The 13,058-nt window shown below is 63.7% G+C and carries 12 protein-coding genes; 7 read left to right on the top strand and 5 right to left on the bottom strand.

Annotated elements, in window-relative coordinates:
* Both NKH04_RS33210 and NKH04_RS11955 read left to right on the top strand, forming a co-directional pair.
* A partial coding sequence (locus NKH04_RS33210; protein ID WP_502913387.1) for an OmpA family protein occupies window positions 1–1,785 on the top strand: 1,785 nt, incomplete at its 5' end.
* A gap of 239 nt (window positions 1,786–2,024) precedes the next feature.
* On the top strand, window positions 2,025–2,540 hold the full coding sequence (locus NKH04_RS11955; protein WP_352450730.1) for a TIGR00645 family protein: 516 nt from the start codon (window positions 2,025–2,027) through the stop codon (window positions 2,538–2,540).
* A 54-nt stretch (window positions 2,541–2,594) separates the two neighbouring features.
* On the opposite strand, the gene NKH04_RS11950 is transcribed toward NKH04_RS11955, so the two are convergent.
* The 3 genes from NKH04_RS11950 to NKH04_RS11940 all read right to left on the bottom strand — a co-directional run bounded on the left by NKH04_RS11950 (window position 2,595) and on the right by NKH04_RS11940 (window position 5,088).
* Window positions 2,595–3,461, bottom strand: a complete 867-nt coding sequence (locus NKH04_RS11950) for an SDR family oxidoreductase (protein WP_352473967.1) — start codon at window positions 3,459–3,461, stop codon at window positions 2,595–2,597.
* Between the two features lie 114 nt (window positions 3,462–3,575).
* Complete coding sequence (locus tag NKH04_RS11945) at window positions 3,576–4,211, bottom strand: helix-turn-helix transcriptional regulator (protein ID WP_352473965.1); 636 nt, start codon at window positions 4,209–4,211, stop codon at window positions 3,576–3,578.
* A 7-nt stretch (window positions 4,212–4,218) separates the two neighbouring features.
* Window positions 4,219–5,088 carry a S1C family serine protease gene (locus tag NKH04_RS11940; RefSeq protein WP_352491489.1) on the bottom strand — a complete coding sequence of 290 codons (870 nt, stop codon included), beginning with the start codon at window positions 5,086–5,088 and terminating at the stop codon, window positions 4,219–4,221.
* Window positions 5,089–5,257: 169 nt separating this feature from the next.
* Here NKH04_RS11940 and NKH04_RS11935 point away from each other — a divergent pair, with 169 nt between their 5' ends.
* On the top strand, window positions 5,258–6,208 hold the full coding sequence (locus NKH04_RS11935; protein WP_352491490.1) for a S1C family serine protease: 951 nt from the start codon (window positions 5,258–5,260) through the stop codon (window positions 6,206–6,208).
* Here NKH04_RS11935 and NKH04_RS11930 read toward each other — a convergent pair.
* Window positions 6,205–6,630, bottom strand: coding sequence for a VOC family protein (locus NKH04_RS11930; protein WP_352836222.1), 426 nt, complete (start codon window positions 6,628–6,630; stop codon window positions 6,205–6,207). The two genes, NKH04_RS11935 and NKH04_RS11930, sit on opposite strands and share 4 nt — an antisense overlap.
* Window positions 6,631–6,696: 66 nt before the next feature.
* On the opposite strand from NKH04_RS11930, the gene NKH04_RS11925 reads away from it, so the two are divergent.
* The gene (locus tag NKH04_RS11925) at window positions 6,697–7,323 is read left to right on the top strand and encodes a TetR/AcrR family transcriptional regulator (protein WP_352683626.1); all 627 of its coding nucleotides are present in this window, start codon (window positions 6,697–6,699) and stop codon (window positions 7,321–7,323) included.
* Here the strand turns inward: NKH04_RS11925 and NKH04_RS11920 are convergent.
* Complete coding sequence (locus tag NKH04_RS11920) at window positions 7,256–8,212, bottom strand: LysR family transcriptional regulator (RefSeq protein WP_352450726.1); 957 nt, start codon at window positions 8,210–8,212, stop codon at window positions 7,256–7,258. The two genes, NKH04_RS11925 and NKH04_RS11920, sit on opposite strands and share 68 nt — an antisense overlap.
* A gap of 110 nt (window positions 8,213–8,322) precedes the next feature.
* On the opposite strand from NKH04_RS11920, the gene NKH04_RS11915 reads away from it, so the two are divergent.
* From NKH04_RS11915 to NKH04_RS11905, 3 genes are all read left to right on the top strand, one after another.
* Window positions 8,323–8,967, top strand: coding sequence for an FMN-dependent NADH-azoreductase (locus NKH04_RS11915; RefSeq protein WP_352491493.1), 645 nt, complete (start codon window positions 8,323–8,325; stop codon window positions 8,965–8,967).
* A gap of 132 nt (window positions 8,968–9,099) precedes the next feature.
* Window positions 9,100–10,482, top strand: a complete 1,383-nt coding sequence (locus NKH04_RS11910; RefSeq protein WP_353044355.1) for a 3' terminal RNA ribose 2'-O-methyltransferase Hen1 — start codon at window positions 9,100–9,102, stop codon at window positions 10,480–10,482.
* Window positions 10,479–13,055 carry a polynucleotide kinase-phosphatase gene (locus NKH04_RS11905; RefSeq protein ID WP_352922832.1) on the top strand — a complete coding sequence of 859 codons (2,577 nt, stop codon included), beginning with the start codon at window positions 10,479–10,481 and terminating at the stop codon, window positions 13,053–13,055. Before NKH04_RS11910 ends, NKH04_RS11905 begins: the two co-directional genes overlap by 4 nt.
* The last annotated feature ends 3 nt before the right edge of the window (window positions 13,056–13,058 follow it).

Genomic DNA, 13,058 nt, shown 5'->3' with positions numbered 1-13,058 from the left:
AATCAGCAGCAGCAAACAGAATCCGCTCCGGCCGAGCAGATCGCTCCAGCCGAGTCCGAGCAACCCCGCAAGAAGCGGCGCAATCAGCAGCAGCAAACAGAATCCGCTCCGGCCGAGCAGATCGCTCCAGCCGAGTCCGAGCAACCCCGCAAGAAGCGGCGCAATCGGCAGCAGATCGAAGCGGCCCCATCGGAACAACCGGCCGAGCAGGCAGCGCCGGCAAACGACAACCAGCCCAACGTCAACCCGCGCAAGAAGAAGCAAAAACAGAACCAGCAGATCGAGGCTGCCCCGGCAGAACAGGCTCCGACTGTCGAGCCCGGACAAAAGCCGGGCAAGCGCAAGAAGCCTGCTGAATTGACCGGACCCGCCACGGAGGCGGAAGGCCAGCCGGCGCCGACCAATAAGGAAGCGACCCCACAGGCCCAACCGGCTCCGATCGAGCAGCAGGCCGCTCCCGTCCAGGGCGAACAGCCCCAGGACAAGATCAAGAAACGTGGCAAGAGGCCTGTCGGCGAACAGCCGGTGACAGGAGAGCAACAGCCCTCGACCGGCGAACAGCCTTCGACTGGCCAGGCCGCGCCGGTCCAGGGTGAAAATCCGGTCCAGGGTGAAGCCCAGGCCAATCCGAACGAGGCACCTGTTCTGGACAGCCAGAAGGATGTCTTGCGCAAGCGCAAGGGTGGCAAGGAGCGCGGCCAAAATGCCGGTAAGCAGCAGGGCAACCAGCCCGCCCAGCAGGGCGAGAACCAGGTGGAAGCCCCGAAGCCGGCTCCGGTCGATCAGGGGCCGCCACCCACCGACGACCGGGCAGCCCAGCGGGAGATCAAGCCTGAAAAGATCGTTCCGGTGACCGAGGAAAAAGGCAAGCGCGTCGAGCGTGCGCCGGACGTCGAGGATGTTCGTCGTCGTCCGCGCCCCCAGGGCGCCAACGTCGTCAGGGAATTCGGCGACCGCGTTATCCTCCAGTTCAACAACCAGACGTTCGTCGAAAGCAGCGATGCACCGCGCATGCACCGCGGCGCCAGGAATGTCTATTATGAGGACCTGTCGGGCGATCGCACCCGGGAAATAGTCGAGCGTGACAATGGTGTCCGGATCGTCACCATCCGCAACCGCTACGGCGACGTCATCCAGCGTTCACGCATCGCGCCCGACGGCCGCGAATATGTGCTGAGCTATGTCGACGAGCGGAACTATGACGACGATGCAGACTGGCGCGACCCGGGCGACGACCTGCCGCCGATGCGCCTTACCATCCCGCAAGAGGAATACATTCTGGATTCCGAAGAGGTCGAGGATCCGGACGACTACTACACCTTCCTCGAACGGCCGCCGGTCGAGAGGGTCCAGCGCCTCTATTCGATCGACGAGGTCAAGCGCTCGGCCCGCGTGCGCGACATCGCCCGCCGCATCGACCTCGACACGCTCAACTTCGAATTCGGTTCGGCCTCGATTTCCGACACCGAGGTCCAGAAGCTGGAGGGTGTTGCCAACGCCATGGACAAGCTGCTGAAGAAAAACCCGGCCGAGAGCTTCCTGATCGAGGGCCATACCGACGCTGTCGGCACACCGGAAGCGAACCTTGCTCTGTCCGACCGCCGCGCCGAGGCGGTCGCCGAAGCCTTGACCAACGCCTTTGGCATCCCGCCGGAGAACCTGACGACGCAGGGCTATGGCGAGGAGTATCTCAAGGTTAACACGTCGGGACCCAACCGCGAGAACCGCCGCGTCGCCATCCGCCGGATTACACCCCTGGTAGCGCCTGTGGCCAGCGCCCAATAAACCGCAATGTGAACCGCGCGATTTGATCAACCATTGAATCGCGCGGTCATCAATCTTGAAACGCGCGGTTACCCATCCCAGATTCTGGAAAGGGCGTTCCCTGCCCTGTCCCGACTCCAGCGGGACACACGAGCCCCGCCGGTTCCCCTCCCCGGCGGGGTTTCGTTTTTTTGAAACCTTGCAAACCGCCGCAGCCTGCCCGAAATACGGCACTCCGATAACGGAGCCCGAATCGCCGCATGAAGCGCCTCGAACTCGCCATCGAATCGATCATTCTCGCCTCGCGCTGGCTGCTGGTCGCCTTCTATCTCGGACTGGGTGCGGCACTTGCCATCTATGCCGTGTCCTTCGGCAACAAGCTGTTCGAGTTCGTCTCCGTTGCCTTCACGCTCGATGACACCGACACCATCCTGAAAATACTCGGCCTCATCGATGCCGCGCTGGTCGCCTCACTGGTGGTGATGGTGATCATCTCGGGTTACGAAAACTTCGTCAGCCGCTTCGATGAAAATGACGGCAAGGTGCATTGGCTGGGCACGATCGATGTCGGCTCGCTGAAGGTCAAGGTCGCCTCGACAATCGTAGCGATCTCCTCGATCCACCTCTTGCAGGTGTTCCTGAACTCGGTCTCCTACACGACCGACCAGCTGATGTGGCTGACCATCATTCATCTGGCCTTCGTTCTGTCGGCACTGATGCTTGCCTATATCGACCGGCTGATGGGTCTTGGCAAAGCCAAGAAAGCCGAAGACTGAGCACACGTCTGTGCCGGTCTTTAAGAGATATGCCTGTCAGCTAGATACTTTCCGTCAGTAGATACCTTTGATTTTGGTATCCGTCCGGCCGAACACCTCGTCCGGCACAAAAAAGTCGCCGGCGAGCGGGCCTGTCGCACCCGGCGCATAGGCCGAGAAATCGCTGACGCCCTCAGCGCGCAGCACTTCTTCGTCAATGTAGAAATTGCCGGTCGCCTCACGCGACGGCCTGACCAGGATGGCGTATGCCGCATCGGCCATGATGTCGGGCGAACGGCTCATCGCCGCCACCGTCGCCCCGCCCAGGAGGTTACGCACCGCCGCCGTGTCGATGGTCGAGATCGGCCATAGCGAATTGACCGCAATGCCGTCCCTGGCGAACTCGGCGCTCATGCCCAGCGTGCACATCGACATGCCGAACTTTGCCATCGTGTAGGCGACATGGTTCTTGAACCACTTGGCCTTCATGTCGAGCGGCGGCGCCAGATTCAAGATGTGAGGATTTTCCGCCAACCTCAAGTGCGGAATGCACATTTTGGAGACGAGAAAAGTGCCGCGCGTGTTGATCTGGTGCATCAGATCGTAGCGCTTCATATCGGTCTCCAACGTGCCGGTAAGCTGGATGGCACTGGCGTTGTTGACGCAGATATCGACGCCGCCGAACCGCTCCACGGTCTTGGCGACCGCCTCGGCGACCTGTTCTTCATCCCGAATGTCGCACAGCGCCGGCAGCGCCTTGCCGCCGGCCTGCTCGATCTCGTGCGCCGCCGTGTAGATCGTCCCGGGCAGCTTCGGATGCGGCTCGGCGGTCTTGGCCGCGATCGTCACATTGGCGCCATCGCGCGCGGCGCGCAGCGCAATCGCCAGCCCGATGCCGCGCGACCCGCCGGAGATGAAAAGCGTCTTTCCCTTGAGCGACATCCTTGCGCCTTCCTGCAACATGAAAGACACGATCCTTGCGCGGCTGAGAACCGCCGCGCAAGGCCCAACACACCGCATGCGGGTTACGCTGCGTCGGCCTTGAGACAATCTGAACTAGACCAGCACCAGGCCCTGCCGCATGGCGATGGCAATCGCATCGGTGCGGTTGGCGGCACCGAGCTTCGTCAGGATCGCTGCGACATGGAACTTCGCCGTATGCACGGAGATGTTCAGCCGCCGCGCGATGACCTTGTTGGGGGCGCCCTCGGCCAGCAGCGCCAGCACCTCGCCTTCCCGCGGCGAAAGCGTCGGCCGGACGATATGCTCGTCAGTCGGTTCCTCTTCGAACCGGTCGCTGCCATGGAAGGTCAAATCGTGATGCAGATCGGATAGAGCATGACTGTCACGCGAAATCCGGTAGCCCGCAGCCGCGAGCCGCGCGGCGGCGGCGATCAGCAACTCGTCCGCTTGCACCGGCAGCACGGCAAATACTGTATCGGCCGGCCGTTCACGGGCCGCTCGCGACGATAGCAGCACGCGAGGCATAGCCGCGTCGACGAGCCCGCCTTGTAGCCCATGATCATCGACGATGGCGACATCCGCCGCCTCACGCCCGTCGACTTCGCCGGCCAGAACCGGCCGCAGATCATCGGTCGCGGCGAGAATGGCGGACAGACTTCGCGTGCGCTCGGCGTCACCGAGCGCGATCAGCACCGTCAGCCGTCTGCCAGCGACCTCACCGCTTACCATCTATCCCTCAGCTCAGTGGCTTTTCACCGATGGTCAGGGAAACCTCACGATTCTCGCCGCCGCGCACCACGCCGAGTGTCACCAAGGCACCGGCGCTGTCCGGCCCGAGCTTGCGGATCAGCTCGCGCGGGCCATGCACCGTCTCTGCGTTCCACGACACGATGATGTCGCCGAGACTGAGACCGGCTGATTTCGCCGGCCCGTTATCGTCGAGACTCATCACCATGGCGCCCTGTGTATCACCATTGCGGACCGGATGCAGGCCGGCGCCAAGATAGCCGCGCGCCACATGACCCTTCTCGCGCAGCGTCGTGACTGCCCGCTCGATCGTTTCGTAAGGCATGACCAGCGCCCGCCGGCGTGGCCCGAACAGCAGCATGCCGATCAGTCCGCCCTTGGCGTCGAGCACAGGGCCACCCTCGAAACGGCCGCCGGCATTGACGGCAAGGTTGATGCGCCGGTCGATCGTGCCACCGCGCATTGAACGCCAGGCCGGGCCGACCTCGCCGACCGTGCCGAAGGTAGCGAGCGAGGTGCCGTCGCTATTGCCCGCCACGACCACCAGGTTGCCCGGCCGCACCGCATCCGCCTTTACCAGTGACGGGGCGGCCGGCGCGCCGGCCGGTTTCAAAACGGCCGTGCCGGTGGACGGGTCGCGGCCGACCAGTTCCGCCTTGACGGCTTCGCCCGAAGAAAACGTCAGCTCGATCTCCTCGCCGGCCTCGACCGCCTCCTCGGCAGTGACGAAATAGCCGTCCCGCCAGTGGAAAGCAGTTGACGTCCGGTGGTGCGTCGCGAAGCTGGCCGTCGCTGGTGCCGCGGCTGCCGCGATGTCGGCAATGGCGTCGGAAAACGTGCTCAGATTGAAATCGCTCATGATTTGTCTCCTGGGTTCTTCGTGACCCAGATATCGCCCGGCAGGGCGTTGGCGGATACTCGCCTGACGGCTAGTTGGGCATTTGACTGGCCATCTGGTCAGGTCGCGGCCGGTCCGGCCGCTCCGCACATATAGGCATTGTTCATCTTGTTCCAAACGGAGCCTTCGGATGGCCCTGCCCGCCCAGCAATTGCAATATGACGATGCCCTTCTCGATGCCTATTCGGCGACGGTCGCCGATGCCGTCGACCGCATCGGGCCCGCTGTCTGCCGCATCGAGCGCATCGGTGGCCCCGGCGGCCATGGCTCCGGCTTCGTCATCGCGCAGGACGGGCTGGTCGTCACCAACTTCCACGTCGTCGGCGATGCGCGCAGCGTACGCGTGTCAATGCCGGACGGCGCCTCCAGGGAAGGCCGCGTGCTCGGCCGCGATCCCGACACCGACATTGCGCTGGTGCGCGCCGACGGCAACTTTGCGGACGTCGCGCCGCTTGGCGATTCCAAGCGATTGAGGCGCGGCCAGATTGCTATTGCTATCGGCAATCCGCTCGGCTTCGAATGGACCGTCACCGCTGGCGTCGTCTCGGCACTCGGCCGCTCGATGCGTGCCTCCACCGGCCGGCTGATCGACGACGTCATCCAGACCGACGCCGCGCTCAACCCCGGCAATTCTGGCGGACCGCTGGTGTCCTCGGCTGGCGAGGTGATCGGCGTTAACACCGCGATGATCCACGGTGCGCAAGGCATCGCCTTCGCGGTTGCCTCCAACACCGCCAATTTCGTCATCTCGGAAATCATCCGCTTCGGCCGTGTGCGCCGTGCCTTCATCGGCGTTTCCGCCGACACCACCAACCTGCCGCGCCGCGCAGCCCTTTTGTCGCAAGTATCGAGCAGCACGGCGGTGCGCCTGCGCACCGTCGAAAAGAACAGCCCGGCGGCCAAAGCCGGCCTCAGGGAAGGCGACATTATTGCCGCCATCGACGGCCGCCCGGTCACCGGCGTCGACGATCTGGTGCGCATGCTCGACGCCGAGCGCATCGGCCGCGAGACACTGTGCACGGTGGTGCGCCGCTCCGGCATTACTCAGGTCACCGTGATGCCGTTGGCGCGGGCGAGTTAGCGCGCCGCAGCACCCTGCGCATATTGCGCCATAAATTCTGGGCTCGGCGGGATCGGCCTGATCACGTCGATCAGCACGCCGTTGGGATCCCTGGTGATGAAATGACGCTGGCCGAAGGGTTCGTCGCGCAGCGTTCGCAGGATCGGCAGGCCAGCGGCGGTGATCCGCTCACAGATGGCATCCGGATCCCTGACCTCGAAATTGATCAGCAGGCCAGATGTGCGGCCCCGCCCTTCCTCCGGGATCGTCTCATGATCGCCCTGGACGATGCCGAGGTTGACGCGGCGATCTTCGGCTGAGCGCAGATGCACGTACCAGTAGGCCTCAAACAGCGGCTTGAAGCCGAAATGCGCAACATAAAAGGCTGCCGTGCCGGCAACGTCGCTCGTCATCAGCACCGGATAATAGCTCGTCGTCCTCATCTTTCCTTCTCCCGGCAAATAACATACAGTCTGCATGTAAATGGCAATAACATACAGGCTGCATGTATGCAACAAGGATCCGCTCGTCGCTCCAACCGTGATCGCACCGAGGCGACACGCGCTGAGCTCATCGCCGCGGCTCGCAAACTGTTCACCGAAAAGTCCTATGCCGAGACCGGCACACCCGAGATCGTCGCCGCTGCCGGCGTCACGCGCGGCGCGCTCTATCATCACTTTGCCGACAAGCAGGCGTTGTTTGCCGCTGTGGTCGAACAGGAGGCGCAAGCCGTCTCGGAAGAGATCGAACGCGCGTCGCCGCCTTCGCTATTTGCCCGCGATGCGCTGATTGCCGGCTCGGATGCCTATCTGGCTGCCATGCGTGCGCCCGGCCGTACGCGGCTCTTGCTGCTTGACGGCCCGGCCGTGCTCGGCCGCGCCGCCATGGATGCGATCGACAATCGCCATGGCAACCGTTCGCTGCGCGACGGCCTTGTTGCCGCGATGCGCTCGCACTCCATGACGAGACTGCCTGTGGAAGCACTGACCGCTTTGCTCGCAGCCGCCTTCGACCGCGCAGCGCTCGCAATCGAAACTGGAGCATCGATCGAGGACTATCGCGCCGTTCTCATGGCGCTGATCGACGGCCTGTCTCCGGCTCCTCCTCAGGTATCTCACCCGGTTCGAACTCGTTGAAACAGCCTAGCTGGCGCTTGAACTGGTCGATCAGCCAGGCGGCCGCCGGTTTCGGGCTGCGATCGGCGCGGTGCATGGCATAGAGCGGCGAGCGGACTTCGCTGTAAGGCTCGAGATCGAGTTCGACGAGCCGCCCGGTCGCCAGATCATCGGCGATGAGCCATCGCGGCAGCCCGCCCCAGCCCAGCCCCTCGCGCATCAGCACGTGCTTGGTGCGCACATCCGTCAGCCGCCAGGTGCGGTAGGCGAAGACGCCATAGTCACGCCCGCGCGTACGCTCGGACTGGTCCGAGACGACCAGTTGGATGTGTTCGCGGACATCCTCTAGCGCCACTGGTCTCGGCAGCAGCGCCAGAGGGTGATCAGGCGCTGCGGCTGGCACCAGGGAGAAGAAGCCGATGCGAAGCAGATTCACGTCCGTCTCACCCAGAAGCCCCCCGATGCCGAGATCGGCCTGTCCGCCGACAACATGATCGAGGATAAGGCCAAGCGAGCCGATATGCAGACGCAGCGTCACGGCCGGGAACTGCGCCTCGAATGCCTTTAGCACCCGAACCAGCACCGGCGACGGTAGCGTCACGTCGACCGACAGCGTCACTTCCGCCTCCAATCCCTGCCGGTATCCGTCGACACGCGAGCGGATGCGTTGCAGCACGCCGACCATGCGCCGCGCATCTTCCAGCGTCGCCTTGCCGACATCGGTCAGTTGCGGTTCACGCGTGCCCTCGCGCTCGAACAGCTTCAGCCCGAGCTGCGCTTCGAGGTTGGCGATGGCGTAGCTGATCACCGATTGCGCGCGATTCAATTTGCGCCCGGCGGCCGAGAAGCTGCCGGTCTCGGCCACCGCAACCAGGATCTGCAGTTGGTCAAGCGTCGGGTTCGGTTGCATCGTTCAATCCACATTTTAGATGGATAATATACAAAATATACCAGTTTTTCAAATGGGTCTGCGCACACATATCTGCCGGGAGATTTTGATCCAACCCTGGAGACCCCATTATGTCCATCCTTCTTGTCACATCGAGCCCGCGCGGCGCTGCCTCACACTCGACCCGTATTGCTACTGAATTCGCCGAAAAGCTTGTTGCCGCCGATCCGTCGAACACGCTTGTCGTGCGCGACCTCGTCGCCAATCCGTTGCCGCACATCGATGCCGATTATGCGACCGGCATCTACACGCCGGCCGAAGCGCGCACCTCGCGCCAGGCCGAAGTCGTTGGCGTCTCCGATGTCGTGCTGGATGAACTGTTCGCCGCCGATTCGGTGATTCTCGCCACCGGCTTCATCAACTTCAACATCTCCTCGACGCTGAAGTCCTGGGTCGATCACATTGCCCGTTCCGGCAAGAGCTTTGCCTATGGCGAGAACGGCCCCAAGGGCCTCGTCACCGGCAAGAAGGTCTACATCGTGCTGGCTTCGGGCGGCATCTATTCCGAAGGTGCGGCCGTGCAGTTCGATCACGCCATTCCCTACCTGCGCAGCGTGCTTGGCTTCCTCGGCATGACCGATCTCGAGGTCATCCGCATCGAAGGAGTCGGTATGGGCGCCGATGCGGTGGCAGCAGCGCTGGCCAAGGCCTCGACCAAGGTCGACGCCATTGTGGCCGCGACCGGTAATGCCGAGCGCGTCGCCACCGCGGCGTAAAGCGTCAGGATCGTCTGAATTGTACAAGGGCAGGCGCCCGGCGCCTGCCCTTGTTGTCGTTGGCGACAACCTATTGTGGTGGGCCACACAACCGCCATTGGTTATTCCGCTTGTCTGCGCTATCGGTCGCGGATGTTCCTTTCCGTTGCCACAACGCACCGTCCGGCCACCGATCTCGGCTTCTTGCTGCACAAGCATCCGGATCGCCTGCACGAGACCGACCTGTCTTTCGGCAAGGCGTGGCTGTTCTATCCCGAGGCAACCGAAGAGCGTTGCGAGGCTGCACTCCTGCTCGACGTCGACCGGGTGGGACTGGTGCGAGGCAAGGGCCAGTCAGAAGGCTTGCTAGACCAATTTGTGAACGACCGGCCTTACGCTGCATCATCCTTCCTGTCGGTGGCGCTGAACAAAATGCTGCGGACGGCGATGACCGGTATATCGAAGGAGCGCCAGGAACTAGCCGACAGCGAACTGCCGCTGGAAGCCGTGGTCACGCCACTGCCAACGCGCGGCGGTGAGGTTCTGGTTCGAAGTTTGTTCGAACCCTTGGGCTGGACAGTCGATCTGACGCCAATCGAAGGAATCGGGGGTGCTGCGGGCGAGCCCCGATACGGCCATCTGAAGCTGACCGGCACGGGCTGGCTCAGCGCCTTGTTGAACCACCTCTATGTGCTGATCCCGGTGATGGACGATGCCAAGCATTACTGGGTCGGCGAAGCAGAGATCGACAAGCTGCTGTCCAAAGGCGAAGGCTGGCTGGAAAACCATCCGGCCAAAGACCTGATCGTGCGCCGCTATCTGGGCAATCGCCGGGCTTTGGCCCGCATCGCCCTGGAGCGGCTGGCTCCCGAGACGGCTGGCGAGGCACAACCTGCCGAGCCGCGCGTTACGCCCGAGGAAGCGCTGGAGACGCCTATCCGGCTCAACGATCTGCGCATGGACGCAGTTGTCCACGCCATTCGGGCGACGCGAGGAACCACGGTTGCGGACCTGGGATGCGGTGAAGGCAAGCTGCTCGACAGGCTGGTGCGCGAGCGATGGATTCACAAGCTGTTCGGTCTGGATCCGGCGGCGCGCGAACTGGAATGGGCCGCAAAGCGTCTCAAGCTGAACGAATTAGGCGGGCCGCCCGAGGGCCGGGTCACGCTGCTGCATGGATCGCTGACCTACCGCGACAGCCGTTGGGCCGCAGCCGACGTCGCCGTTCTGGTCGAGGTCATCGAGCATCTCGACGAGGACAGGCTGCCCCTGGTCGAACGCATCGTTTTCGGTGAGACGGCGCCCAAATCCGTCATCGTGACCACTCCGAATGCGGACTACAACGCTCTGTTTCCAAGACTGGTCCCTGGCGCATTTCGCCATCCCGATCACCGTTTCGAATGGAGCCGGGCTCAGTTCCAAGCCTGGGCGGCCAAAATCGGCGAGATCTATGGCTATGCAGCCACCTTCAGCGGTATCGGAGCCGAGGACCCGACCCTCGGCGCCCCCACACAGATGGCGGTGTTCACCCGATGAGAGAACCTGATAAGACCCACCTCACCATTCCTGACTTCGCCCTCGTCGTGCTGATCGGCTCGACCGGATCGGGCAAGTCGACTTTCGCCACCAAGCATTTCCTGACGACTGAGATTATCTCCTCGGACCAGTGCCGGGCGCTGATCTCCGACGACGAAACCGACCAGGACGTCTCTGCGGATGCCTTCGATCTGGTTCGCGAAATAGCCGGCAAGCGGCTCAAACACCGCAGGCTGGCCGTCATCGATGCCACCAATGTGCGAGCCGCCGACCGCAAGCCCTGGATTGAGCTGGCGCGCAAGTGGCACGCTTTGCCCGTCGCCGTGGTCCTCGATCCAGGCGTCGAGGTGTGCGTCGCACGCAATGCGGTGCGAGCCGACCGGCAGTTCGGCGCCGGGGTCGCCCAGCGCATGACAACCGAGGTCCGCAAGGGTCTTGGGGGCCTCCAACGCGAGGGCTTCCGCCAAGTCTGGAAGCTTACCAGCGAGGCCAGCATCGACGCGGCCGAGGTGTCGCGACAGCCGCTGTGGACCGATAAGCGCGACGACCATGGCCCGTTCGATATCATTGGCGACATCCACGGCTGTTCGGATGAGCTTCATATCCTGCTCGCTCGATTGGGCTACAGCATCGTCTGGTCTGAGCATCAGGGCGACCGAACGGTCACCGTGGTCCCACCAGAGGGCCGCAAGATCGTCTTTGTCGGCGACCTCGTCGATCGCGGTCCCAACTCGCCCGACGTGCTGCGCATTGCCATGAGCATGGTCGCGGCTGGAACCGCATACTGTGTCCAGGGCAACCATGAACGCAAACTCAGCCGCTGGCTAGAAGGCCGCAAGGTCACGGTCGCTCACGGCCTCCAGCAGACTGTCGATCAGCTAAGTGCACAGGACCGAGGCCTGCGCGAGGCGCTGCCGGCCTTTCTCGACGGCCTGCGCAGCCATGTCTGGCTCGATGGCGGAGGCCTCGCCGTCGCCCATGCCGGCCTCAAGGAAGAGATGATCGGACGCGGTTCCGGCGCTGTGCGCGAGTTCGCTCTGTACGGCGAGACCACAGGCGAGACCGACGAGTTCGGGCTGCCCGTCCGCGCCGACTGGGCCGCGGCCTATCGTGGCAAGACGGCCATTATCTATGGACATACGCCCACGCTATCGGCCGAATGGGTCAACAACACCCTGTGCATCGACACCGGATGCGTATTCGGCGGCAAGCTGACGGCCTTGCGCTGGCCGGAACGCGAACTGGTCGAGGTGCCGGCAATCCAGACCTGGTCGGAGCCGATACGTCCGCTGGGCGGGTCCGGTCCCGGTAAATCGGCACAGGCCGACGCCGACGGCGTGCTCGATTATCAGGATGTCTCCGGTCGCCGTTGGATCGAGACCGGACTGAGGGGCCGGATTGTCGTGGCCGAGGAGAACGCGTCGGCAGCACTGGAGGTGATGAGCCGCTTCGCGCTCTCGCCGCAATGGCTGATCTATCTGCCGCCGACCATGTCGCCGTCCGAGACCAGCAGCCAGGACGGCTGGCTGGAACGTCCGGAGGATGCCTTCGCCTACTTCCGCGAGCGCGGCGTTGCGCAGATCGTGTGCGAGGAGAAGCACATGGGTTCGCGGGCAGTGATCGCGCTCTGCCGGAACGCGCAGGCGGCACGCAGCCGCTTCGGGGTCCCTGGCGACGAAACCGGCGCAATCTGGACCCGCACCGGACGCTCCTTTTTCAATGACAGTGCCATGACGGAGGACCTGCTCGCCCGTCTTCGCACCGAGGTCGACGCGGCGGATCTGTGGAAGGAATTGAACAGCGACTGGCTGCTGCTGGACGCCGAGATAATGCCTTGGTCGGCCAAGGCCGGCAGTCTGATCGAAAGCCAGTATGCGCCTGTGGCCACATCCTCTGCCGCCGGTCTCAAGGCCAGCAGCGAGGCGCTGGCCCGTGCGATGGCGCGCGGCGTCGATGCAGCCGGCCTGAACGCACGCCTTGAAGACCGGGCCGTCCGCGCAGCCAAATACGCCACCGCCTGGGCGCCCTACGTATGGCCAGTTTCGGGCGTCGAGGACCTTAAGGCCGCGCCTTTCCACGTGCTGGCCAGCGAGGGACGTATTTGGTTTGACCAGGACCATGTCTGGCACATGTCGCTCGCGGACCGTCTGACTGCCCGTGGCGGCGTGGTCACGCCGACTCGATGGCGTATGGTTGATCTGGCCGACGGCGGCGCGTGTGCCGAGGCCGTCGCCTGGTGGGAAGCGCTGACTGGCTCAGGCGGCGAAGGCATGGTGGTCAAACCACGCGACTTCGTCAGCCGTGGCAAGAAGGGGCTCATCCAGCCGGCGCTGAAGGTCCGCGGCCCAGAATATTTGCGCATCATCTATGGTCCCGAATATGACGCGCCCGACAATCTCGTCCGCCTCCGAGAACGCGGCCTGGCCGGCAAGCGCAGCCTGGCGCTCAGAGAGTTCGCGCTTGGCCACGAAGCGCTAACGCGATTTGTCGCCAAGCAGCCGCTACGCCGGGTTCACGAGTGTGTCTTCGCCGTGCTGGCGTTGGAAAGCGAGCCAATCGACCCAAGGCTGTAATAG

This window comes from Mesorhizobium sp. M1365 (genome assembly GCF_040317865.1).
In the GTDB taxonomy this organism is placed as follows: Bacteria; Pseudomonadota; Alphaproteobacteria; order Rhizobiales; family Rhizobiaceae; genus Mesorhizobium.
This window is presented reverse-complemented; position numbering and strand designations above follow the sequence as displayed.